Here is a 23870-nt window from a genome sequence, read left to right on the forward strand (position 1 = left end):
CTTGGTTAGTTTGTGGCGAGAGTGGGGGATTTTGGCGGTGGTGTCGATGGCTTAGCGCGGGGATTTAGCGCGGTCCGCCGCCCTGTCTGATCCAGCCGAAATAGTCGGCGCTGCCCATTTGGCCGCCTTTCAGCGCCAGTTGCAACCCGTCATGCACGCCGTCACCATGGGCGGTAAACAGCGCAGCACCGGGGATGGTGGGGGCGAGGGCACTGAGCGCGAACAGCCCCAACTGGCGCGCGCCGTGGCCGGAGGTGTCGCCGCCAGAAATCACGGCGCGGCGGATTTTGGAGGCTTTCAAGGTGGCGTCCAGCACCCGGCCAAGGCTTTCACCGATGCGTTGGTTGGCGGTTTCGGAGGAGATTTGGCTTTGCGACAGGGCTGTGCGGAAGGCGGCGACGGCGGGGTCGGCAGGGCCAGCGGCGGTGAGGATCAGCGGGCTTTGGCCTTGGTCGATCAGCTTTAGGGCGGCTTGGGTGGCTGCAGCCTCGGCGGCTTCGGGGGTAGTCAGCAGAGTTGCGGCGTTCAGGCGGACAAGGCCGAAGCCGTTTGCGGCGGACCATTCAATCTGGGCGGCGGTGGTGGGTGAGACCGAACCCGAGACGGCGACGATCTGCGCGAACTCGCCGGCCGAGGGCGTAGGGGGAGCGGTGGGGATCAGGCCCTCACGCTGCCAATGTTCGATAAGTGCATATTCTACGCCCTGAGAGCCAATGAGAAGCCGCAAATTATCGTGATTCTGCCAGATCAAGCGACCTGCGGCGGCATCTGTCTCGGCTGTCATCGTATCAAAGCTGAGCAGACGGGCGGTTTGCAGCGCGCTGTTCAGAGCGGTTTGGGCGGTTTGCGGATCGGCCAAAGCCTCGAGATCCAGCAGCGCCGATGGCAGATCCGTTTGCGTCGCCAAGTGGCGCAGCACGTCGGATTCCGCCATCGGCGTGACCGGGTGCTGCGCCATCACCGGGTGGCGGTCAAGGCGGAACACCCCCTGCGGGGTGCCCGCGAACAGATGACCGAAGGCTTGGTAGCGGCGCATCCGGGGAGCGGCGGTCAGCACGGGGATGCCCTTTGACGGGCGGGCTTGCAGCGCAAGGTTAATGGCGATGCCGATGTTTCCGACATGGCGTGCGGAATCGAGGGTGGAGCAAATTTTATAATGCAGGAAGGGGGCATCCAGCGCGGCCAGAAACGCCAAAGGTGCGGGCATGTTCGCAGCCATCCATTCCGGGCTATGACTGCGGGCGGTGGAGGCGATTCCCAAACCCCGCATGCCGGGAAAGCGGGCCAGTTGCGCAGGCGTCGGTGTGTCGAAGAACAGGATCGAGGGCAGGCCTGCGAAGGTTAATGCCTCCATCACCGCCGCTGATCCGGTGAAATCATCGCCATACCATGTCATCAGCAGGCCGTTCGGCAGGATTTCTCGCATTATGGTTCCTTCGGCTTGACCTCGGCATATTATCTCATCATACCAGTTGGGCAAGAGGCGAATGGAGAAAGCTATGACGAAGATTGCGCTGTTTGGTGCGGGCGGGAAGATGGGCGTGCGGCTGTCGCGCAATCTGGCGAAAACCGATTATACGGTGGCGCATGTGGAGGTGTCCGAGGCGGGTCAGGCGCGCTTGCGCGACGCTATCGGTGCGGAGTGTGTGGCGCCTGCGGTCGCGGTTCTGGGCGCGGACGTGGTGGTACTGGCGGTGCCGGATACCGCGATTGGCAAGGTCGCCGGAATGGTGGTGCCGCTGGTGGCGCCGGGGACGGTTGTGATCTGTCTGGATGCGGCCGCACCCTTTGCCGGGCATTTGCCGCCGCGCGCGGACATCACTTATTTCGTCACCCACCCCTGCCATCCGCCGATTTTCAACGATGAAACCGACCCCGAGGCCAAGCGCGATTTCTTTGGCGGGGTGGCGGCAAAGCAGGGCGTTGTTAACGCGCTGATGCAGGGGCCAGAGGCGCATTATGCGGTGGGGGAGGCAGTGGCGCAGGCGATTTTCGCGCCGGTGGTGCGCTCTCATCGCGTCACGGTGGAGCAGATGGCGATGCTGGAGCCGGGGTTGTCGGAGACTGTTGTGGCCTCGCTTCTGGTGGTGATGCGTGAGGCGATGGACGAATGTGTGGCGCGCGGGGTGCCGCAAGCGGCGGCGCGGGATTTCCTGCTGGGGCATATGAACATCCTCGCGGCGGTGATCTTTGACGAACAGCCGGGGGTGTTCTCGGATGCCTGCAACAAGGCCATTGAGTTCGGCAAGCCGATGCTGATGCGGGATGACTGGAAGAAAGTGTTTGAGTGGGACGAGATTACTGCATCTATTCAACGAATTACCTGAGCTTCTTCAGGTGAATGGACGCCCCCTTCCGCAAGGTTGGGGGCGTTTTTTATTTCTGGTCGAATTTCTGAAGTGCCTGCGCCAACTCTTTGTGATCTTTGGCATAATCGGCCAAGGCCACGCCCTGCACCGCCGCCTCCCACGCCTGACGGATCGCGGCGACGCCGGAAGCCGCGCCGCCGGGATGGCCGTGAATACCGCCACCGCCGAGATACATCAGGTCGGTGGTCTGCCCGGTTCTGGCATAGGTTTCAATGGCTTGACCGCCCCATTGGCCGGAGCCCACCACCGGCAAGGGGCGGTCGGTAGGGCTGAAAATCGGGGTGCGGCAAGAGTGGAACGAACGTACGAAACTCTCGTCCGGCTCCCAATATTTTGCGGCTATGCCGTTGATTTGAAACTGATCTACTCCCAGCAGCCGCCAGATTTTGCCATAGGCGGTGAATTCCATCCCCAGACCTGGATGGCGGGTCAGGATATCCCAGCCGTTGCGATGGGCGTGCAGGCACAAGGCAGAGCGTTTGCGCAGGAAAGTCATGCCGCCGTAGCCGACCGAGTTGATGTTGATCACCGCCGCGTTGCCACCAGCTTTGACCACAAGATCATGATTTTCCAGCATTTGATCGGGATCAGCCGAGGAAATACCCCACGCATACATCACCCGTTTGCCCGTGCGCTGTTCGTGGGCATCAATCACCGGCATCACGGCGGCGATGCGGTCCGCCAAGGGCGAATAACCGGGGCTCATCAGTTTTTCGTCGTCTTTGATGAAGTCAACGCCGGCCTCGCACAGATCTCTCACCATCAACGCGGTTTCAGAAGGCGTCAGGCCCAAGGCGGGTTTGATGATCGAGCCTATGATCGGACGGTTGTAGACATTGGTCAGTTTGCGTGAGCCGTCAATGCCGAATTGCGGGCCGGGGTGGCGGGCAAAAGCAGCAGGCAGGTCGAAATCCATCACCCGCACGCCAGACAACCCGCGCATCGCATAGACGCCGCCGACGGTGATGGTCATCAAGGCAGCGATGTCGGTGCCGACAGCTTCCAAGGGGTAGCCGATCACCACATCGGCGCGGTGGAAAGTGCTGCCTTCGGTGGGGAAGGACGGGGTTTTGCTATCGGGCAAAGCGGTGATCGACAGCACGCGGGCGGCGCAGCGGGCTTTCACCGCCGCCGTTTCCCCCGGCAGGTCGGTGAAAGTTCCGGTCGACTGATCCGAGGCGATTTTTGCCGCCAGCGCAGCCGGATCGCCCGGTGTTTCCAGACGGTAGGTGACTTTGATCAGATCATCGGACATCGGCGGCCTCTCGAATACATGTAGCTTGCATACTCATCATACCTGTTGAATTCAAGCGCCCTGCGTGGCAAGTTGGATGCAGTTTGGAAGGAGCCTTGTTTTGCCACAACCCCTGATCGGTGCCGTGATCGGCTGCGGATTTTTCGCACAAAATCAGCTACATGCTTGGGCCGATCTGCCGGGCGCGCGGATTGTGGCTTTGTGCGACCGCGATGCGGTGCGGTTGGCGGAGACTGCCGCGCGGTTTGGCATTGCGCGGACCTATACCGATGCAGGCGAAATGTTTGCCGCCGAGCGGCTGGATTTCGTCGATATTGCGACCACGGTTGCTTCGCATCGGCCCTTGGTCGAGATGGCGGCGCGGGCCGGGGTGCATGTGATCTGCCAAAAGCCGTTTGCCGCGAACATTGCGGATGCCCGGGCGATGGTGGCGTCGGTGGAGGCTGCAGGTAAGACTCTGATGGTGCATGAGAATTTTCGCTGGCAATCGGCGGTGCGGCGGGTGATTGAGATCGTGCGGTCGGGCGAACTGGGCGAGGTGTTCTTTGGCCGGGTCAGTTTCCGGTCTGGCTTTGATGTGTTCGCGGGCCAGCCCTATCTCGCCGAGGGCAAGCGGTTTATCATTGAGGATCTGGGCATCCACACCCTTGATATTGCGCGGGCTTTGTTTGGCGACGTGGTGCGGATGGCGGCGACGACCAAGCGGATAAACCCAGGCATCAAGGGCGAGGATGTGGCGACGATGCTGCTGACGCATGGCTCGGGCGCGACGAGCGTGGTCGATTGTTCCTATGCCACTCAGCGCCGCCCGGAGACTTTCCCGGAAAGTTTGATAGACATTGACGGCACCAAGGGCAGCTTGCGGCTGGAGGCGGGCTATCGGTTGGTGATGGCGGATCGGGTGGAGGATCTGTCACCACCCGTGTTGGCTTGGGCGAGCCGACCTTGGCACAATATTCAGGAAAGCGTGCTGATCATCCAGCGGCATTTTCTGGACTGTATCGCGGCGGGCACTCAGCCGGAAACCTCGGGTGCGGATAATTTGCAGACTTTGGCGCTGGTGGAGGCCGCCTATCTTTCTGCGGCAGAAGGCCGGATGGTGGAGTTGGCAGAGCTATGAAGATCACCCATGGCGCGCTGAGTTTCGACTACGAGGACGGCGCGCTGCGGCGGGTCTGCTTGGGCGGGGTCGAAGTGATCCGGGGCATCGCCTATCTGGTTAGGGACCGCGATTGGGGCACCTTGGTGCCGCAGATCAGCGAGGAAGTGATTGAACGGACACGGATTTCCTACCGCGTGCGGTTTGAAAGCCAAGGTGCCGCTTTGATGGTGGCTGTAGTGATCGACTTTGCCGAGGGGCTGAACTTTACCGCCCATGCGCAAGCAGATGGCGATTTTGAGACCAATCGCGCGGGCTTTACCGTGCTGCATCCGATCACCGGGGTGGCGGGTGCGCCTGTGTTGGTGGAGCACTGCGATGGAACGCGCCGCCGTGCGCAGTTTCCCTTGCTGATCGCACCGTGGCAGCCGTTTCAAGACCTGCGCGTGCTAACGCATTGGCTGGGCGGCTGGCAGATTGCGTGCCGGATGGAGGGCGATGCGTTTGAGATGGAGGACCAACGGCAATGGGGCGATGCCAGTTACAAGACCTATGTGCGACCCTTGGCGCGGCTCTGGCCGTATCAGATTGCGGATGAGGCCAGGTTTGATCAGGCGGTGCGGTTGCATTGGCAGGCGGCCACGGTGACGGAAACCGCCCTGCCCGATCCTCGGGCCAGCGGGATTTTTCCGCAAACGGCGCTTGTGATCACCGCCGAGGAGGCTGTGCTGGCGGCGCGGCGCCCTGCTGATTTGGCGGTCGTCAAGCCGCAGCGGCTGCTCTGCCATTTCGATGCAACCCGGCACGGCTTGGCAGAGTTGCAGGCTTTCGCCGCCTTGCAGTCGGTTTATGACGCGGCCTATGATCTGGAGTTGATCGCACGTTGCGACGGCGATCTGGATTTTGAATTTTCCAACCATGCCTATGACTTGGCCGTATCGGGGCTGCGCGTCGCCTCGATCATGGTCTGCCCTGCAGTGGACCGACAATCGACTCCGCCGGGATCAGAATGGCCGCCCTGCCCGCCCTTGGCGGAGGTCTACCTTGCCGCCCGCAAAGCCTTTCCCGGTGTAAGCTTGGGCGGTGGCATGGTCAGTTTCTTCCCCGAATTGAACCGCAAACGCCCCCCCGTCGCGATGCTGGATTTCGTCAGCCACGGCCTTTGCCCAATCGTGCATGATGCCAGCGACGCGGGCGTGATGCAGACGCTGGAGGCGGTGCCACATATCACCGCCTCGGCCCGCGCGATCATCGGGGGGAAGGCTTACCGCTTGGGGCCCAGCACGATTGCGATGCGGCAGAATCCTTACGGCGCACGGGTAATCCCCAATCCGAGGCTGGCGCTGGTGTGTATGACCGACGATGACCCCCGGCATCGCACGGAGTTTGGCGCGATTTATGCGATGGAATTGGCGGCGGCGCTGGTCGGATCCGGGGTAGAGGTGTGGACTCCGGCGGCGCTTTACGGGCCGCGCGGGGTGATGGATTGGAATGGGTGCAGCTACCCGCTCGCGCGTGTGCTGGCAGATCTTGCGGCGCGGGCGGGGGAACCGGTGGAGGCCGAATTGCTGCCGAATGTCGCGGCGCGGTTGCGGTTTGCGGGGGCCGAGATGACAACAAATCTGGCGAGATTTGTGCGGACGGAGCTTGCCTGACTGCAGGGTTTGCGCCTAAGCGGAACGGAGTGCGGTGGTAAGATTGGGGGCGTGATGGTTTCGGAAAAGATCACCCGGCGCAAGCTTTCGGATCAGGTGTTTGACCGGCTGCGGGCGATGATCCTGACCGGCGAATTGGCCGCAGGTGCTGTGGTGCCGTCGGAACGCGCGCTGATGGAGCGGTTTGGAGTGGGGCGTCCTGCGGTGCGCGAGGCCTTGCAGCAGATGCACACCATGGGCCTGATCACCATCGCGCATGGCGAGCGCAGCCGGGTCAAGCCGTTGAACGCAAGTGCGGTGCTGGGACAGGTCGATGCGGTGGCGCAGCTGCTTTTGTCAGCGGAACCGGGGGCTTTGGCGCATCTGAAAGAAGCCCGGCGAATGTTTGAGGCGGGCATGGTGCGGCTGGCGGCCGAGAAGGCAAGTGCTGTGGACGTGGCGGATCTGCAGGCAATTCTGGCGCATCAGCGCGACTGTCTCGGCGATGCGCAGGCGTTTGTCGCCGCCGATGTCGCCTTCCACACCCGGATTGCGGCGATGACCGGCAATCCGATCATGCTGGCGGTGTCCGAAGCGATGTTGAAATGGCTGTTCCATTATCATTCCGCCCTGCTGCATTGGTCGGGCAAAGAGGACGTGACCTTGCAAGAACATGCGCTGATCATCGCGCGCATCGCCGCCAATGATGTGCCGGGGGCGGTGGCGGCGATGCAGGCGCATATTGCGCGCTCGGCAGATGTGATTGGGCATCACGGCTAAGAGGGGCGCGACTCTCGTAATTGCTCTTTTTGAAATACTCCCGCCGGAGGCTGCTTTGGCCAATGTCGGATGCCTCCGGCGGGGATATTTTCGCCAAGATGAAAAATTTTAGATAAGTTTTAGCGAATTATCCTAGGGTCTTGGCGAATTCCTCAATGATCATGCCGGCGCTGACGGCTCCGGGATCTTTGTGGCCCAAGCTACGTGCGCCAAGCCGGGCGGCGCGGCCCAGAGTGGCTTGCATTTGCGCTGTGGCGTCTGCTCCGGCTTGGGCAGCAGCCACGATTTCGGGCCAAGTTGCACCAGATTTGGCGGCTTCGGCGGCAGGGTGCCAGGCGTCGATCATGGTCTTTTGACCGGGTTCAGCTTTCCCGCGATGGGCGATGCCTTCGGCCATGGCGGCGATCAGGCTGGGGGTTTCCGCGACGGGCATGGCGGCGCGGGAGCCAGCGGTTTTGGCGGCGCGCATCAAAGCGGTGGCGTAGAGCGGGCCAGAGGAGGCACCGACGGCGTTCAGGAAGGCTTTGGCTGCGGCGTTGAATTGGTCTTGTAGGGTGGACAAGTCGGGGACGGCTGCGGCTGCAGCCTGCATCCCCTGCTCCATCGCTATACCGTGATCGGCATCTCCGATCAGACCGTCGAGCGCGCAGAGGGCGTCACGCTCGGCAGTCATGCGGGCGGCAAGGGCTTGGAACAGTGCGGTGCAGGTTTCGGTTGTGAAATCCATCACTTAGCCCACCCGGAACATGGCGCAGTCGCAGGGGTGGTCGAGCATTTCGGTCAGTTCATCGTCAAGGTGCATGAGCGTGATCGACGCGCCGGCCATTTCCATTGAGGTGCAATAGGGGCCGACAAGGGCGGTGTGGACGCTGAGTTTGGCGAGACTAAGGCGTTCGGCGACGCGGGCGTAGAGGATGTAGAGCTCCATCAGCGGGGTGGAGCCGAGCGAATTGACCAGAACCGCAACTTTCGCGCCCGCAGGTACGGCCATCTCAGTGAGGATCGCGTCCATAATCTCATCTGCGACCTCATTGGCTGGCTTCAGAGGCCCGCGCCGGATACCGGGTTCGCCGTGGATGCCCATGCCGATTTCCATCTCACCCGCTGGCAGCTCGAAATTCAGACGGCGGGTTTGTGGCAGCGAGCAGGCGCTGAGGGCCACGCCCATCGTATAGGTGCGGGCGTTGGCGTGGCGGGCGATGCGTTCCACCTGATCCAAGGGCAGCATTAGATCGGCGGCAGCCCCGGCGCATTTGAAGATAAAGACGTTTCCGGCGACGCCCCGACGTTTCGAGCGGTCGGGTGACGACGCGATGTCATCGGTGGTCAGCACGGTGCGGGCCTCGATGCCCTCCATCTCCAGCAACTCGCTGGCCATGTCGAAATTCATCACATCACCGGCGTAGTTGCCATACATGAACAGCACCCCTGCCCCGCCGTGGGTGGCCATTGCGGCATCAACGGCGGGCTGCGGCGGCGGTGAGGCGAAGACATTACCGACCGCCGCGGCATCGGCCAAGCCCTTGCCGACAAATCCTAAAAACGTCGGCTCATGCCCCGAGCCGCCGCCGATCACCAGCGCGACTTTGCCGGGGCGTGGGCCATGTTTGGCCGTAATAGCACGGGGGGCGGCGAGGGTCAGATGGTTGGGATGGGCGGCGAGAACGCCCACCAGCATCTCATCCACCGCGCGGTTGCCATCGTTGATCAGTTTTTGTGTGGGTGCCATCTGCGCCTCCGGTTTGCGCCAGAATGGCGGCTCTGCGGGATTGAGACAAGCCCAGCTGAGGAGGTAGCCGGGCTTGTCAACCTGCGGCTAAAGCGCCGCCACAGGTTAGGAGTATTTCTGATCCAAAGCGTTGATCGCATCGACATTCGTGGCCGAGCGGCCTTGCGGATCGAAGGTTTCTTTCAGGAAAGCATCGGCAATCGCCTTCGCCAGTTCCGATCCGATCACCCGCGCGCCCATCGTGATGATTTGCGCGTTGTTCGACAGGGCCGCGCGCTCGGCGGAATAGGTGTCATGCGTCAAGGCCGCGCGGATGCCCGGCACTTTGTTGGCGGAAATGCAGACGCCAATGCCGGTGCCGCAGACCAGAATGGCGCGGTCGTATTTGCCAGCCAGCACTTCATTCGCCACCCGCTCGGACAGGTTGGCATAGAAGGCATCCGGCCCTGCCTCGGTGCGCGAAATCTCGGACACCTCATGCGTGGCTTTCAGATGGTCGGCGAGGATTTTGGCAAGGCCTTCGCCTGCACTGTCGCCAGCGATTGCAAGTTTCATCCTATTCTCCTTCACAAAGTTGCGGCGACGCGGGCGAGGATGTCGAGGTAGCCTGCGACATTCCAGGCCGAGCGGCCAATGAACAGCCCGTCAATATGCGGGCACGCGATGAGTTCGGCGGCATTGCCTGGGTTGACCGATCCGCCGTAAAGGCAGGGGATGCGGCGGTTCAGGATAGCTTCGGCGGTGGCGATGATTTCGGCTTGGCGGGCGTCGGCATAGTCCGAAGTCGCGGGGATGCCATTGGCGCCTATGGCCCAGACCGGTTCATAAGCCAGCAGGATCTGCGCCGATTTCTGGCTTTCCGACAACTTGCCCAAAGCGCCGGTGACTTGGGCGGCAAGGGTTTCGGTGGCGCGACCGGCCTCGCGTTCGGCGAGGGTTTCACCGATGCAAATCAATGGGATAAGGCCATGACGCACGGCGGCTTCGACCTTCAAACCTACGGTTTCGTCGGTTTCATGGAAGAATTCGCGGCGCTCGGAATGGCCCAGTTCGACGATATCCAGCCCGCAATCCTTCAGCATCAGCGGCGAGATTTCGCCCGTCCACGCGCCGTCATCCGCCCAGTGCATATTCTGCGCGCCGACCTTCACCGAGGTATTGGCGAGCATCGCCTTGACCTCTCGCACGGCGGTAAAGGGCGGGATCACGAAGCGCTGGATGCGCGGATCGCCCTCGGGCGGCAGGCCCTTGGCGAAGGCCTGCGCCTCGGCCAAAGTTTTGTTCATCTTCCAACTGGTGCCGACCCAGACGTGTTTGCTCATGCGCGGTCTCCTGCGATGCTTAGGCTGATCCCGGCCCGGTCCAGAGCCGCCCGGGCTTCGGGTTCTGGCTGGGCATCGGTGATGATTGTGTCGAATTCGGACAGATCGGCCAGCACATGCAAAGCTTGGCGGCCAAAGCGTTGGTGGTTGACCAGAAGACAGGTCTTTTCGGCGCTGGCGATCATCGCCCGCTTGGCGCGCACCGCGTTGTCATCCATGTGAAACGCGCGCGTGCCCTGCACGGCGGGGGCGGAAATAAAGGCCACATCGGCGTGCAGACGGGTGAGGGTTTCTTCAGTGACGACACCAAAGAAGCCATTGAATTTATAGGAGTAAACCCCACCCAGGGCGATCAGGGCGATGCCATGCTCGGCCCTAAGCGCATCCATGATCGCGGCATTGTTGGTGATCACCGTCAGCGGGCGTTTTTCCGGCAGCATCGCACCTAAGACCGCCGCCATCGAGCCGTCATTGATCATCAGCGTCATGCCGGGTTCGATCAGCTCCAGTGCTCCGCGGGCCATGCGGGCCTTGGCCGCACCCTCTTGGCGGGCGCGAAAGCGGAAGTCGGATTCGAACTGGGTGCCGGATTCAATCGTCGCCCCGCCGCGCATTTTGCGCAACAGACCCTCGGACTCCAGATCATCGAGATCGCGGTGGATGGTCATTTTAGACACCGCAAAGCGTTCGGCCAGATCATCCAGATCGACCGCGCGCTGCTCCACCAGCAAATCCATAATCGCCTGCTTGCGATCTTCGCGTTTCACCAGATTCCCCCCTGCTTTGGCAATTTTTAACATCAGGGGCCACCAATGGAAAGCGATTTATGTGATTTTGTGATTTTTACTTGTGATAATTGACGACTTCCTGTATCTGTTAGCGCAAGCATGTCCCATCGATTCCCGCAGAGGAGAGCGTGATGAAATTCTTCGTCGATACCGCCGAAATCAAAGATATTACCGAGCTGAACGATTATGGCTTGTTGGATGGCGTCACCACCAACCCCAGCCTGATCGCGAAATCTGGCCGTAATTTCAAAGAGGTGATCGCAGAAATCTGCGCTTTGGTCGAAGGCCCTGTCTCGGCCGAAGTCGCCTCGATGGACTACGATGGCATGGTGGCCGAGGGCGAGCATCTGGCGAAGATCGCGAAAAATGTGGTGATCAAGCTGCCGCTGACCCTGCCCGGTTTGAAGGCCTGCCGCTATTTTTCGCAAAAAGGTATCAAAACCAATGTGACATTGTGCTTCAGTGCCAATCAGGCGCTGTTGGCGGCGAAAGCCGGGGCGAGTTACATCTCGCCGTTCCTTGGCCGCTTGGACGATATCAACATCGACGGCATGGATCTGATCCGCGACATCCGCGAGATTTACGACAACTACGGCTTTGAGACGCAGATCTTGGCGGCCTCGATCCGCAGCGCCAACCATGTCAAGGAAGCAGCGCTTGCGGGCGCGGATGTGGCGACGATTCCGCCCAATGTTATCAAGAGCTTGGCCAATCATGTGCTGACCGACAAAGGCCTTGAGCAATTCGCCAAGGATTGGGCGGCCACTGGCCAAACGATCCTGTAGGGCGCCTTGAGGTAGCACCTCAAAGCGCTTGGCGATAGGCCGGGCGACCGTGGTGGGCCAGCCCGGCCTCATTTCCCCAAAACCAGCGCGCGCGCGGTGGCCTCATCGGTGATCAGGCCCTTCAGGCGGCGGCTAGACAACACCGCACGGATCGCCTGCACCTTGTCCGGCCCGCCCGCGATGGCGATGATTTGATCGCCCGCTTCGGCAAAACTGACCGCCAAAGTCCGCGCCGTCAGCTGGGTTTGCAGGATGCGTCCATCGGCGTTAAAGAAATGGCCCAGCAACTCGCCGACCCCGCCTGCCGCCTGTATCGCTTTGATTTCCTTCGGTTCGATCATGCCAGAGGCCACCAGCTGCGCGTCAGCCTCGACCGTGCCAATGCCGACCAGCTTCAGCCCCGCGCCTTGCGCCATCGCGAACACTTCGGCCACACCACGCTGTGCCAGCAAAACCTCACGATCTTCGGCGGTGTTGGCGAAAAACGGAACCGGCATGACGTAGGCGCGCGCGCCGGTTTTCTCGGCAATGCGGTGCATCACGTCATGCGGATTGGCCGCGTAATTTCGGGTAAGCCCGCCTAACAGCGAGACAAAATTCAGATCGGGGGCCTCGATGCGCGGCAAATGCTGCACCATCGCGGCCAAAGTGCGCCCATGGCCCAGCCCGATTACCGGGGTGGTGCCAAGCTCGATCTGGCGGCGCAGAAAGCCCGCCCCGGCCACACCTAAGGTGCGGATCGGCAGGCCAACCTCATCCAAATCTGGCGCAACTTCACAAAAGTCCAAGCCGTAGCGGGCGGCGAGTTCGGTCTCCAGCTCAACACATTCGACGATATCACCGTCGATGGTGACTTTCACAGCACCCTCGGCCACCGCGCGGGCGATCAAACGGTGGGCTTTGACGGAAGCGATCCCCAGCCGTTTCGCCACAGCGGCTTGGGTGAGACCGCCGACGTAGTGCAGCCACGCGGCGCGGATCGCCAACGATTGTTCGGGGTCAAGCGCGCGGCTCATGCGGTGGCCATCAGCATCGCCAGATCAGAGGCGGAAAGCCGCGCCGGGTTGGCCTGCATCGAAGAAGATGCGGCAGCGGCTTCGGCGGCCTGGTGCAAATGCTGCGGCGTAAAGCCCATCTGCGCAAGGCTCGACAGACCGTTTTGGCGCGACCATTTGGTGAGGGTTGGCAGGGCGTTTTCATAAGGGGTTTCAAAGGCTTCTGCGATCCAACCGATCACCTGTCGGATGCGCGTCGGATCTGCCGCGCGCGCCGCGTTCAGCGCCAACCCGTATGGTAACAGCGTGCCACAGATCGCGCCATGCGGCGCTGGCAGCAGCCCACCCAACGGCCCCGCAAGACCATGGATCACCCCAAGCCCCGCATTGGCGAGCGCGAGACCACCGCAGAGACTGACCCAAGCCATGTCATCGCGGGCTTGCGCATCCTCATTCACCATTAACCGCCGCAACGCGCGCAGCCCCTGCGGGATCGCATCGCGGCAAAGCGCATCGGTCAGGCGGTTGGCGCGGGTGCAGATATAGGGCTCGATCACTTGGGTGATGGCGTCGAGGCCCGAGGCGAGGGTGATGCTTTTCGGCGTATTATCCGTAAGCGCGGGGTCGATGAGGGCCAGCGCAGGCAGCATCCGCTTGTCGCGCAAGCTGACTTTGCGCTGATGTTCCGGCGCGCCGATCACCGCGTTGCGAGTGACTTCCGCGCCCGTGCCTGCGGTGGTGGGAATGGCGACGAAGGACAAAGGCGCGTGATCCAGCGGTAGGGATTTTCCAATGACTTCAAGGTGATCCATCAAAGGGCGCGTCGCGGAGACCATCGCAGCCACGGCTTTGCCCGCATCAATCACAGCGCCACCGCCAAGGCTGACGACCACCTGCGCGTCCTTCGCGGCTTGGGTCGCAGCCTCGATCATTGCGATGTCAGGCTCGCCCTTCACCACGAAACGCGTGATATCGCAGCCCTGCCCTGCCAGCGCTTCCGCCAGCCAATCGGCGCGCGCGGGGGTGCCGTGCAGCAGGAAAACCCTTGTGCCGAGGGCTTTGATCCGGCTCGCCGCTTGCCACCTCTGCCCACGTCCGAACAGAATTTCTGTGGCGGTCAGGAACGCGAATGCAGACATGGCAGCCTCCTCAGATGTGAAGATCGTTAACGCCGCTGTTAATATGTGGTGCCCAAAACGCAATGCTTTCAGCGATTTGGCCGATCACCTCGCGGTCGTTCGGGTCACGCTCTTTGAACGACAGTTCCAGACAGATTTCATTGTCCTCTGCGCCGCCTTCGGCAAAGGCTTTGAGCAACGGTTCAGGGTGTATCCGGCCTTTGGCATTGAAGGCGGCGGTGAAAGGACGATGGCCGCCCTTGTCCATAAGGCTTTGCTTGATATGGATAATTGGCGACACTTTTGGGGTCGCACGCGCCCAAGCGTAGGGGTCAACATCATTCGGGTTCGGGCTGGTCAGATCGCCGTGGTCAATGTCAGCCATCATCCACATCGGCACCGCCATATTGGCATTGGTGAGGCGTTTTTGTAAGGCAAGAGCACCCGAGATGGTTTCGCCAAACTCGCGACCGACGCTCATCGGTTCCCAGAACACGTATTTCAGGCCCGCGGATTTGGCGTGTTCGGCGACCTCGGCCCAACAGTCGATCGCGGTCTGGATCAGGGCTTCGCGGCGCTTGGGGTCGTCGAAATCCTGATAGGTGAAGATGGCAAACTGGGTTCCGACGCTCGTGCCACCCAGATCGGCGGTGATCTCGGCGAAGGTTTTGAACCAGTCGATATAATAGCGCCGCACGTCGCGGTCGGGGTGGCCGAAGTGGTTGAGACGGCCGTAGGGCCCGGTCATGCCCGAGGTGACGCGGACCCCGGTGCGTTGCATCGCGGCGTGCATTTGGCGAGTCAGGCGGCGGATCACCGGGGCGGGCCAGCTTGGGTTGATGAACTCATGCGTCAGTTGCAGATCGCGGATGCGCAGATCGCGGGCGACGGTATTTATCAGGTCATCCGGGTCGGCGAAGCGGTTGACGAGCGGGTTGGTGTTGAGTGAAAGCGTTAACATTTCAGGCCCCTTTCGCCATCCAAGTGGTGAAGGCCGCCTGCTGTTCCGAGGTCAAATGCAGGTTATGCTTAGTACGCCGGGTCAGAATATCTTCCGCGGTTTGCGCCCATTCGCGGGCAATCAGATAGCGCGCTTCGGCCTCATAAAGATCGCCACCGAAGTGCTGGCCCAAGCCGTCCAAACTGGTTGCCGTGCCTGCCAAATCACGGGTGCGCGCGCCGTAATGGCGGCCATAGTGGCGGATCAAGCTGCGCGGCATCCACGGATAGGCCATGCGCAAGTCATTGGCAAAGCTTTCATAATCGGCATTCGGCATCTCACCACCCGGCAGTTTGGCGGTAGCGGTCCAATCCGGCCCCATCTGCGGAAAGACTGCTTTCAAACGATGCAAGCCACGCTCGGCCAGTTCGCGGAAGGTAGTGATCTTGCCGCCAAACACGTTCAGCAAAGGCACACCGCCGGTCTCATCCAGATCAAACACATAGTCGCGAGTCACCGCAGAGGGGTTGCCTTTGCCATCGTCAAACAGCGGGCGCACGCCTGAAAAATGGTGCACCACATCCGAGCGCCGCAGCTTTTCCTTGAAATACCGGTTAACGGCGGCAATCAGATAGTCGATCTCGGCCTCGGTCGCCTGCACCTCCTCGGCACGCCCCTCATAGGCGACATCGGTGGTGCCAATCAGCGCCTTATCGCCCTCGTAGGGGTTGATGAAAATCACCCGTTTGTCGTGGTTTTGCACGAGGTAAGCATGATCGCCGGCCCAGAATTTCGGCACGATGATATGGCTGCCTTTGACCAGCCGCACATTGCGCGCCGAGTTCGACCCCGCCACCCGTGTGACGATATCCGTCACCCATGGCCCCGCCGCATTGACGATACAGCGCGCGCGAAACGCCCTCGTTTCGCCATTTTGATCGGTGGTCTCAACCGTCCAAGCGCCGTTCTCGCGCCGCGCCGAGGTGCAGGCGGTGCGGGTCAACACCAATGCGCCCTTTTCCGCCGCATCCAACGCGTTCAGCACCACCAGCCGCGCATCATCCACCCAGCAATCCGAATATTCAAAGCCGCGTTTATATTGGTCCATAATCGGCGCGCCCTGCGGATCGCGCATTAGATCCAGCGTGCGGGTGCCGGGGAGTTTCTTGCGCCCGCCAAGGTGGTCGTACAGGAACAGACCCAGCCGCACCAGCCAAGCAGGCCGATCGGTGGGCGAATGTGGCAGCACAAACCGCATCGGCCAGATGATATGCGGGGCTGCGTTTAGCAGCACCTCGCGTTCGATAAGTGCCTCACGCACAAGGCGAAATTCGTAATATTCCAGATAGCGCAGGCCGCCATGCACCAGCTTACCCGAACGCGACGAGGTGCCCTGCGCCAGATCGTCCTTCTCACAGAGCACCACCGAAAGCCCCCGCCCCGCCGCATCGCGTGCGATACCCGCGCCGTTGATGCCACCGCCAATGACGAACAGATCAACCAAATTTGGCTCAGAAAAACTATGGTTAGTTTTGCTATGGTCAGAATTACTAAGGCTCATTCGGCTGTCCTGTCTTTGGCTTGGCGGCTGTCCGCAAGATGCGACCATGCGGTGGTCAGCCCCTCGCGGGCGGATTTATAGGCGGGATAGATTTGGGCATAGGTGGCGGTCAGCGCCGGATCGGGGGCCTCTGTCGCGCCCAGCAAAGGCGTTACCCATTCGGAAATGCAGGCGTCCATCGAAGAATATGCGCCAATCGCCACCGCTGACATCATCGCGGCAGCAGCAGCGCCGGCCTCTTCACGCGCGGACACCCGCACCGGCGCACCCGTCGTCGCCGACAACACCCCGCGCAGGCCTTTTGATCGCGCGGCCCCGCCCGTCAGCCGCAATTCCAACGGCATAGCGCCCATTGCGGCATAGCAATCGCGGGTTGCCATGCCCAAACCTTCGACCACAGCGCGCAGCAAATCGGCGAAACGGTGGGTGAAATTCAGGCCGACAAAGCCCGCGCGGGCGTCGGCGTTGACAAAAGGCCCGCGCTCTCCGGCTTCCGAGATATAGGGGTGATAGAGCAACGCACCGGGTTTGCTGGCGGCCAACCAGCTTTCGATCAGCGGCACCAGATCGGCGTGTTTGGTGGGCCGCCCGAAATCTGACATCAAATCCGCCGCCATCCGCAGCAGCCAGTCGATGTTCAGCGTCGCCGCCATATTGGTTTGCACCTGCGTCACCATCCCCGGCACCGGCAGGCAGATCACATAGCCGGTGCCCTCGGCGTTCAGATGCACGCCGCCCACCGGGGTCGAGCGCATATGCACGCCCGTCGACCCAACCGTGGAGCACGCCGCCCCCGCCGCGCCGGTATGCACGCCCGCACCAAGCGCCGTCATCACCATATCGACGAAGCCAAGGCTCACCGGCGTGCCCGCACGCAGGCCAGTTTGGGCGGCAGCCTCGGGCGTAAGGGGATGCGTGATTTGGCTGCCGTCGATGATCTCGGGCATGAGGTTGCGACGATCACTCAGGCCCAAAGCCTCAATCACTTGATCGTCATAGCGCCGCGTGCGAAAGTTGCCGAAGGTAAAGCTGGCCTCAGACGGATCGGTCGCCCGCACGCCGGTGAGATTCAGATAAATCCAGTCTTTACAATGCAATACCACCTCAGCCGCATCCAGCAGTTCGGGGTGGAACCGATCCATATGCGCCATTTGCGTGCCTTGCTGGCAGGTGTTCAGCCCAGTGCCCGTCGCCTCAAACCGGGCGCGATTGGCGGGGCTTTCGGCGAGACGTTCGACGGTAGATGCCGCGCGGGCATCCAGCCACAGCCACGCGTCGCCGATGGGTGTGTTGCCCGGACCCGCCAGCCAAGTGCCATCTCCCTGCGCCGTAACCGACACCGCCGCCGTGCGCGCGGCCAAGTTCGGCACCTTTTCGGCAAGGCCACGCAAGGCTGTCGCACAATCGGCCCAGGTCTGCGCAAGGCTTTGCGTCGCCGCGCCATCGGTGCCCGTCATATAGGCGTTGGGCACCGCAAAGGCCGCGATTTGCGCGCCATTCAGGGTAAACGCCACCGCTTTGACCACCGAAGTGCCCGAATCAATGCCGATCAAAAGCTCTGCCATACCGCCTCCCCCTGAGCCCGCACATATTCCCAGCCCCTCCGACTGGCCTTGCCGCATTATCACAGAGAGATAACACAGTGAGTGAATTATTTTACGGACACCGCAATTTCTTTCAGATAAACTGCTCTGTGTCAACCAAAGTCCAAGGCAGATCGGCGCGATCGCAGCCCGCTTGAGGTGGGTGCCGCCGAGGGACCTCGCCCTTTGAGCGCCCGAAGCATTGAGAATTTCATATTATCTATATATTATAGTAACTTACGCTTAGTTTCTGCCAGACCTTTCACACGCTTTTGCCGCATCGCAGCACTTTTCGCAGATGCAGAAATCGCCTGCGACTCGGTCCACGCAGGCGAAAACCACGGGCAGAATGTTGAGAATACAGGCAGCACGCCCGAAAAAGACTCGATTGACAGATGCGATAACTTATAACATTGTACCAAGAGTTGATACCATAACTCTATCACGGTTATCGATGTGCGACAGGCCAGATCGGCGCGGCGGGAGGAAATCGCCCTGCGGATCGGCAGAAAGGGGGGGAGTCATGCTAAATTTGCAGCCGCATCACGGCTGGGCGGGCCGTTTGTGCTGGTCACGGGGTGCGTTTTTCCCATCCGCCCCGCGCAGCACATACGCCGATACATCTTCCGCCGTCACATCCAAGGTCGCAGCACTATGAGCCAACAGCCTGACACCGCGCCACATTCCGATCAGCCCCGCGCCAATCGATCGTTGCTGATCACCGCCGCCGTGGTCGTGGCGGTGCTGGGCGCGATGGCGCTGGATACCACGGTGGTGCGGATCGGCTCGGATGCCGACGTGCGCGCGGCGGTGTTTTCGCCCGAGGCGTTTGGGGCGGAAACCTTCCCGAAAGTGCAGGCCAATGTCACGGCGCGCGCGGTGGATGCGGTGGAGTTGGCCACCGCGATTGCGGTAGACCCAAAGGCGGCAGAGGCGAAATATTCTGTCGGTGGCGTCTATTCGGTGAAGCTGCAAGGCGTGGTGGGTGAGGGAAAATCCGGTATCTATTACATTGATGTTACGGGGCTTCCGGCGCCGTTGCGGTTGCGCGTCCAGACCGGCCCCGCGATCAACGGCACCGAATTGCGGGACGCCACAGGCGAGATCAGCTTCAGCCAGTTCACCAATCAGATCGAATATCAGGATGCTGGCTCGGCGCTGAACAAAGAGATGAAAAAGCTGGTGCTGGACGGCATAGATAACACGGCTTTGACGGGCAAGACCGTGGCTGTGGTGGGGGCGTTCAAACTGGTGAATCCGAAAAGCTGGATGATCACCCCGGTGTCTTTGGAGGTAAAATGAGCCTCGACACCTCCGCCAATCTTACACAAACAGAACCGGTGCTTTCGGCACGCAATATCGCCAAGACTTACGGCAATATTCACGCCCTGAAAGGGGTGAATTTCGACATTCATCGCGGGCAGGTCACCACGTTGTTCGGCGAGAATGGCGCGGGCAAATCGACACTGATGAAAATCTTATCGGGGGTGGTGAAGCCGACCTCAGGGCAGATCGTGCTCGATGGCGCACCTGTGACCTTTGCCAATTCTACCGATGCGCGCAATCGCGGGATTTCGATTATCCACCAAGAGCTTAGCCTCGCCACCAATATGAACGTGCGCGATAATATCTTCATGGGCCGCGAGATTATGACCCGCTCTGGCGTCGATTATGCCGAGGAAGAACGCCAGACCCGCGCCTTGATGGCAGAGCTCGAGGAAGATATCGACCCGCTGACCCCGGTGGAAGAGCTACGGTTAGGTCAGCAGCAAATCGTTGAAATCGCACGGGCTTTGTCGGTGAACAGCCGCATCCTGATCATGGATGAACCAACTTCGGCGCTGAGTGCCACCGAGGTTGAGGTTTTGTTCAAGGTGATCCGCGATCTGACCGCGCGCGGGGTGTCGATTGTCTATATCTCGCACCATCTTGAGGAAGCCTTGCAGATCACCAACCATGCCGTCGTGCTGCGCGATGGCGCGATGACCGCCTATGCCGAGCGGGCGCAGATTGATCTCGAATGGATCGTACGCAACATGGTTGGCGAGAATTTCGACCTTGGCGCGCCGCCCGAAGGCTATGTGATGGGTGACACCGCGCTCAGCATTGAAAACCTGTCGGTGCCGGATGCGGCAGGGGTGGGATTTTCGGTGGTGGACAGGCTTTCGCTTTCCGTCCGCGCCGGTGAAATCGTTTGTATCTATGGGCTTATGGGCGCGGGCCGCACAGAACTGTTGGAATGTGTGGCGGGGCGTCTGGCGCCTTCGGGGGGGCGTGTGATGCTGCAAGGCCGGGATGTATCGGGCCTGAGCATCGCGCAACGCATCACGCGTGGGCTGGTTTTGGTGCCGGAAGATCGCCAACGCGACGGCTTGGTGCAAACCATGTCTGTCGGTCAAAACCTATCGCTCGCCAGCATTGGCGCGTTTACCAAAGGGCTGTTTACCTCTCGGAAAGCCGAGGCGGCGGTGGTCAGCGATGCCATTCGCAAAGTGACGGTGAAGACCGATGCTTCGGGGACAGCGCCGATTGGATCATTGTCAGGCGGTAATCAGCAAAAGGTGGTGATCGGCAAGATGCTGGCGACCAATCCGAAGGTGATCGTGCTGGATGAACCCTCACGCGGCATCGACATTGGCGCCAAGGCCGAGGTGTTTCGGCTGCTGGCGGAAGGCGCGAAACAGGGGCTTGCCGTGGTTTATTCCACTTCGGAAGTCGGCGAATGTCTGTCAATCGCGCACCGGATCATCGTGATGCACCGGGGCCGGATTTCGGCCGAATTTGATCACAGAGTCAGTAAAGAAAAGATCATGGCCGCCTCTGGCGAAGCCGTGGTTCACTAGGAGCAAGCGATGTCATCCACCCCAAAACCTGCCGCGAAACAAGGGTTTGACCCGATTGCTTTGCTGCTGGAAGGCCGTGCCTTCTTCGCGCTGATTGCGATTATCGTGGTGTTCTCGCTGCTAAGCCCCCACTATTTCTCACTGGCGAATTTCCTGATCATGGCGAGCCATGTCGCGATCTATGGCATCCTTGCGATTGGGATGTTGCTGGTGATCCTGAACGGCGGCATTGACCTTTCAGTGGGCTCAACCCTTGGTCTTGCGGGCTGCGTCGCGGGCTTTCTGATGCAGGGCGTGCAGATCGACAGCTTTGGCGTGATTCTCTATCCCCCGGTCTGGGCTGTGGCGCTGTTGACCTGCGTTTTGGGCGCGTTTGTAGGGCTGGTGAACGGTGTTTTGATCGCTTGGTTCAAGGTTCCGGCCTTCGTCGCCTCGCTGGGGGTGCTCTATGTGGCGCGCGGCGTCGCCTTGCTGATGACAAATGGTTTAACGTTCAACAATCTCGGCGGAAAGCCGGAACTCGGCAACACCGGCTTCAACTGGCTGGGCTTCAACCGCCTCGGCTTTACCCGCGAATGGAGCGTGCCGATTGGCGTCGTGGTGCTGGCCACTCTCGCCATTCTCGCGGGCCTGATGCTGTCACGCACCGCTTTTGGCCGCTGGCTTTATGCCTCGGGCGGCAATGAGCGGGCGGCGGAGCTTTCCGGCGTGCCAGTGAAGCGGGTGCAGATCACGGTCTATGTGCTGTCGGGCATCTGCGCCGCCATCGCGGGTTTGGTGCTGTCATCGCAGTTAACCAGCGCTGGCCCGACCGCAGGCACCACCTATGAGCTGACCGCCATCGCCGCCGTCGTGATCGGCGGGGCGGCGCTGACGGGCGGCAGAGGCACCATTCGCGGCACCATGCTGGGCGCTTTCGTCATTGGCTTTCTGTCCGATGGCCTCGTGATCATCGGCGTGTCGTCCTACTGGCAGACCGTATTCACCGGAGCGGTGATCGTTCTGGCGGTGCTGCTGAACTCGATCCAATACAAGCCAAAGGCGAAAGCCAAGGCGTAACCAACTTCGCCGCAACGGCGCTATCCGTTGCGGAAAGACCCGCCAAACCATTGGCAACCAAAGACTAAATCAACCAAGGGAGAGAGACTATGTTCACCATGACCAAGCGCGCGCTGCTCGCCGCTGTTGCGATCAACGCCCTGCTCGCAGGCGCATCCTTCGCCGATGGCCTGATCACCATCATCGTTAACGACCCGGCGAACCCCTATTGGAAAACCGAAGGCGATGTTGCAGCTGCCACCGCTGAAAGCCTCGGCTACACCGCCAGCGTTTCGGCGCATAAAGGCGACACCAATGCGGAATCGACGATGATCGACACCGCGATCACCAACAAATCCGTCGCCATCATCCTTGACCCGGCAAATGCTGACGGCTCGGTTGGCGCTGTGCAAAAGGCGGTTGATGCTGGCATTCCGGTGTTCTTGGTGAATGCCGAGATCAACAAAGAAGGCCTCGCCAAAGCGCAGTTGGTGTCCAACAACGCGCAAGGTGCGGCTTTGGGCGCGCAACAGTGGGTGACCGCTGTGGGCGAGACCGGCAAATACGCCGAACTGTTCGGCAACCCGGCAGACAACAACGCCGCCACCCGCTCGAACGGCTATGAAACCGTGCTGACCCAATATCCCGATCTGGTGAAAGCTGCCAAGGAAGTCGCCGATTGGGATCGCACCAAGGGCCACGACAAGATGCAGTCGATCCTGCAAGCCAACCCCGACATCATCGGCGTGATCGCTGGCAATGACGAGATGGCTTTGGGCGCGATTGCGGCTTTGAAAGAAGCGGGCAAGCTCGATGGCGTGAAAGTCGGCGGCTTTGACGGCTCGCCGGATGCGGTCGCTGCGATCACCGCAGGCGAGATGCAATACACCGTGTTGCAGCCCGTCGCCGTGTTCTCGGCAGAGGCTGTGAAGCAAGCGGATAGCTTCATCAAAACCGGCGCTACCGGGGCTGCGACCGAAAAGCAACTGTTCGATTGCCTGCTGATCACCAAAGACAACGTGGACAAATACACCGGCCCGTTCACCCTGTCGCAATAATCTGACCTTGGGGGGCGCTGGCAACGGCGCCCCTTGCTTTTCAACATCGGCGCGGGCATCGCTACACGGGAGAGGGAGGCGAGAATGACCGATATGAAACCGCCCTCTGGCCTCACACCCGCGCAACTGCCCTCGGACAGCCGCCACGCCCGCCAACTCGCCCGCCGTCAGTTGATCACCGAGGCGGTGATGGCCGAAGGCTCAATGCGGATCGAGGATCTGACCGAGCGGTTCGGCATCTCGCTGATGACCGCCCACCGCGATCTGGATGAATTGGTCGCGCGCGGTCTTTTGCGCAAAGCCCGTGGGATTGTATCAGCCGCCCCGACCAGTCTGATTGAAGCCTCCGACGTTTACCGTTTCACCCGCCAATCGGCTGAGAAAAAGGCGATTGCCAGCGCTGCGATGCAGTTTGTCGAACCCGGTCAGGCGATCTTTTTCGACGATTCCACCACCGTGTTGCAGATGGTCACCCACCTGCCCGCCAAGGTGCCGCTGACCGCGATCACCAATTCGCTGATCCTGATGAACGAGCTGAACGGCATCCGCGATCTGACCCTGCTGGGCCTCGGCGGCCAGTTGCACAACTGGTGCAACGCGTTCATGGGTCGGATGACGATCAATGAAATCAAACGTTTGCGGGCGGATACGCTGTTCATGTCGATGTCGGCAATCACCGATGACATGGTGTTTCACCAATCCCCCGATATGGTCGAAACCAAGCGCGCGATGTTTGATAGCGCCCAGCGCCGCATCCTGCTGGCCGATCACACCAAGTTTGGCCGCCGCGCTTTGCACGCCTTTGCCGACCTCACCGAATTTGATGTGGTGATCGTCGATCAGGCCACCGATGCCGCCCATATCACCCGGATGCGCGCCAAAGGCATTAACGTTGTTGTCGCCGCTGAGGCTGCGCAGAGGGTCGAAGCTGACTCCGAGGTCGAAGCGTTGTAACGCATATTGCCGTTACAAT

The 23870-nt window shown here is 61.0% G+C and carries 22 protein-coding genes; 10 read left to right on the plus strand and 12 right to left on the minus strand.

Annotated elements, in window-relative coordinates; all coding sequences use genetic code 11:
- Positions 1-64: 64 nt before the first annotated feature.
- Positions 65-1426 (minus strand): four-carbon acid sugar kinase family protein, encoded by a 1362-nt coding sequence (locus ACS5RD_RS19635; protein ID WP_489928784.1) that lies wholly within the window; start codon positions 1424-1426, stop codon positions 65-67.
- A gap of 73 nt (positions 1427-1499) precedes the next feature.
- On the opposite strand from ACS5RD_RS19635, the gene ACS5RD_RS19640 reads away from it, so the two are divergent.
- A complete protein-coding gene (locus ACS5RD_RS19640) occupies positions 1500-2327 on the plus strand; it encodes a phosphogluconate dehydrogenase C-terminal domain-containing protein (RefSeq protein ID WP_489928785.1) in 828 nt (275 codons plus the stop codon).
- A 49-nt stretch (positions 2328-2376) separates the two neighbouring features.
- On the opposite strand, the gene oiaX is transcribed toward ACS5RD_RS19640, so the two are convergent.
- On the minus strand, positions 2377-3624 hold the full coding sequence (gene oiaX / locus ACS5RD_RS19645; protein ID WP_489928786.1) for a 3-oxo-isoapionate-4-phosphate decarboxylase OiaX: 1248 nt from the start codon (positions 3622-3624) through the stop codon (positions 2377-2379).
- Between the two features lie 100 nt (positions 3625-3724).
- Here oiaX and ACS5RD_RS19650 point away from each other — a divergent pair, with 100 nt between their 5' ends.
- The 3 genes from ACS5RD_RS19650 to nanR are packed head-to-tail and all read left to right on the plus strand — an operon-like array spanning position 3725 to position 7137.
- Positions 3725-4744 (plus strand): Gfo/Idh/MocA family protein, encoded by a 1020-nt coding sequence (locus ACS5RD_RS19650; RefSeq protein ID WP_489928787.1) that lies wholly within the window; start codon positions 3725-3727, stop codon positions 4742-4744.
- Positions 4741-6378 carry a D-apionate lactonase family protein gene (locus tag ACS5RD_RS19655; RefSeq protein WP_489928788.1) on the plus strand — a complete coding sequence of 546 codons (1638 nt, stop codon included), beginning with the start codon at positions 4741-4743 and terminating at the stop codon, positions 6376-6378. Before ACS5RD_RS19650 ends, ACS5RD_RS19655 begins: the two co-directional genes overlap by 4 nt.
- Positions 6379-6432: 54 nt before the next feature.
- Entirely contained in the window at positions 6433-7137 is a 705-nt protein-coding gene (gene nanR / locus ACS5RD_RS19660) for a transcriptional regulator NanR (RefSeq protein ID WP_489928789.1), read from the plus strand.
- Between the two features lie 127 nt (positions 7138-7264).
- Here nanR and dhaL read toward each other — a convergent pair whose 3' ends face one another.
- From dhaL to ACS5RD_RS19685, 5 genes are all read right to left on the minus strand, one after another.
- Entirely contained in the window at positions 7265-7864 is a 600-nt protein-coding gene (gene dhaL, locus ACS5RD_RS19665; protein WP_489928790.1) for a dihydroxyacetone kinase subunit DhaL, read from the minus strand.
- A gap of 3 nt (positions 7865-7867) precedes the next feature.
- Entirely contained in the window at positions 7868-8866 is a 999-nt protein-coding gene (locus tag ACS5RD_RS19670; RefSeq protein ID WP_489928791.1) for a dihydroxyacetone kinase subunit DhaK, read from the minus strand.
- Between the two features lie 105 nt (positions 8867-8971).
- On the minus strand, positions 8972-9421 hold the full coding sequence (derI, locus tag ACS5RD_RS19675) for a D-erythrulose-4-phosphate isomerase (protein ID WP_054007111.1): 450 nt from the start codon (positions 9419-9421) through the stop codon (positions 8972-8974).
- 11 nt (positions 9422-9432) lie between these two features.
- Positions 9433-10188 carry a triose-phosphate isomerase gene (locus tag ACS5RD_RS19680; RefSeq protein WP_054007110.1) on the minus strand — a complete coding sequence of 252 codons (756 nt, stop codon included), beginning with the start codon at positions 10186-10188 and terminating at the stop codon, positions 9433-9435.
- Positions 10185-10955 (minus strand): DeoR/GlpR family DNA-binding transcription regulator, encoded by a 771-nt coding sequence (locus tag ACS5RD_RS19685; protein WP_054007192.1) that lies wholly within the window; start codon positions 10953-10955, stop codon positions 10185-10187. Before ACS5RD_RS19685 ends, ACS5RD_RS19680 begins: the two co-directional genes overlap by 4 nt.
- Before the next feature lie 152 nt (positions 10956-11107).
- On the opposite strand from ACS5RD_RS19685, the gene fsa reads away from it, so the two are divergent.
- Positions 11108-11761, plus strand: coding sequence for a fructose-6-phosphate aldolase (gene fsa / locus ACS5RD_RS19690; RefSeq protein ID WP_489928792.1), 654 nt, complete (start codon positions 11108-11110; stop codon positions 11759-11761).
- A 68-nt stretch (positions 11762-11829) separates the two neighbouring features.
- On the opposite strand, the gene ACS5RD_RS19695 is transcribed toward fsa, so the two are convergent.
- The 5 genes from ACS5RD_RS19695 to ACS5RD_RS19715 are packed head-to-tail and all read right to left on the minus strand — an operon-like array spanning position 11830 to position 17940.
- Positions 11830-12777, minus strand: coding sequence for a sugar-binding transcriptional regulator (locus ACS5RD_RS19695; protein ID WP_489928793.1), 948 nt, complete (start codon positions 12775-12777; stop codon positions 11830-11832).
- Positions 12774-13895, minus strand: a complete 1122-nt coding sequence (locus ACS5RD_RS19700; RefSeq protein ID WP_489928794.1) for an iron-containing alcohol dehydrogenase — start codon at positions 13893-13895, stop codon at positions 12774-12776. Before ACS5RD_RS19700 ends, ACS5RD_RS19695 begins: the two co-directional genes overlap by 4 nt.
- A 10-nt stretch (positions 13896-13905) precedes the next feature.
- The gene (locus ACS5RD_RS19705) at positions 13906-14835 is read right to left on the minus strand and encodes a TIM barrel protein (protein WP_489928795.1); all 930 of its coding nucleotides are present in this window, start codon (positions 14833-14835) and stop codon (positions 13906-13908) included.
- A gap of 1 nt (position 14836) precedes the next feature.
- Positions 14837-16375: a glycerol-3-phosphate dehydrogenase gene (locus ACS5RD_RS19710; protein WP_489928796.1), complete on the minus strand. Its 1539-nt coding sequence runs from the start codon at positions 16373-16375 to the stop codon at positions 14837-14839.
- Positions 16372-17940 carry an FGGY-family carbohydrate kinase gene (locus tag ACS5RD_RS19715; RefSeq protein ID WP_489928797.1) on the minus strand — a complete coding sequence of 523 codons (1569 nt, stop codon included), beginning with the start codon at positions 17938-17940 and terminating at the stop codon, positions 16372-16374. Before ACS5RD_RS19715 ends, ACS5RD_RS19710 begins: the two co-directional genes overlap by 4 nt.
- A gap of 672 nt (positions 17941-18612) precedes the next feature.
- On the opposite strand from ACS5RD_RS19715, the gene ACS5RD_RS19720 reads away from it, so the two are divergent.
- From ACS5RD_RS19720 to ACS5RD_RS19740, 5 genes are all read left to right on the plus strand, one after another.
- On the plus strand, positions 18613-19260 hold the full coding sequence (locus ACS5RD_RS19720; RefSeq protein WP_489928798.1) for a DUF2291 family protein: 648 nt from the start codon (positions 18613-18615) through the stop codon (positions 19258-19260).
- Complete coding sequence (locus ACS5RD_RS19725) at positions 19257-20801, plus strand: sugar ABC transporter ATP-binding protein (protein WP_489928799.1); 1545 nt, start codon at positions 19257-19259, stop codon at positions 20799-20801. The genes ACS5RD_RS19720 and ACS5RD_RS19725 overlap by 4 nt, the downstream gene beginning before the upstream one ends.
- Positions 20802-20810: 9 nt before the next feature.
- Positions 20811-21860, plus strand: coding sequence for an ABC transporter permease (locus ACS5RD_RS19730; protein WP_489928800.1), 1050 nt, complete (start codon positions 20811-20813; stop codon positions 21858-21860).
- Between the two features lie 89 nt (positions 21861-21949).
- Positions 21950-22897 (plus strand): D-ribose ABC transporter substrate-binding protein, encoded by a 948-nt coding sequence (locus ACS5RD_RS19735; protein WP_489928801.1) that lies wholly within the window; start codon positions 21950-21952, stop codon positions 22895-22897.
- 84 nt (positions 22898-22981) lie between these two features.
- Entirely contained in the window at positions 22982-23851 is an 870-nt protein-coding gene (locus tag ACS5RD_RS19740) for a DeoR/GlpR family DNA-binding transcription regulator (protein ID WP_489928802.1), read from the plus strand.
- Positions 23852-23870 lie beyond the last annotated feature (19 nt).

It is taken from the genome of Cypionkella sp. PAMC25878, from assembly GCF_058135695.1.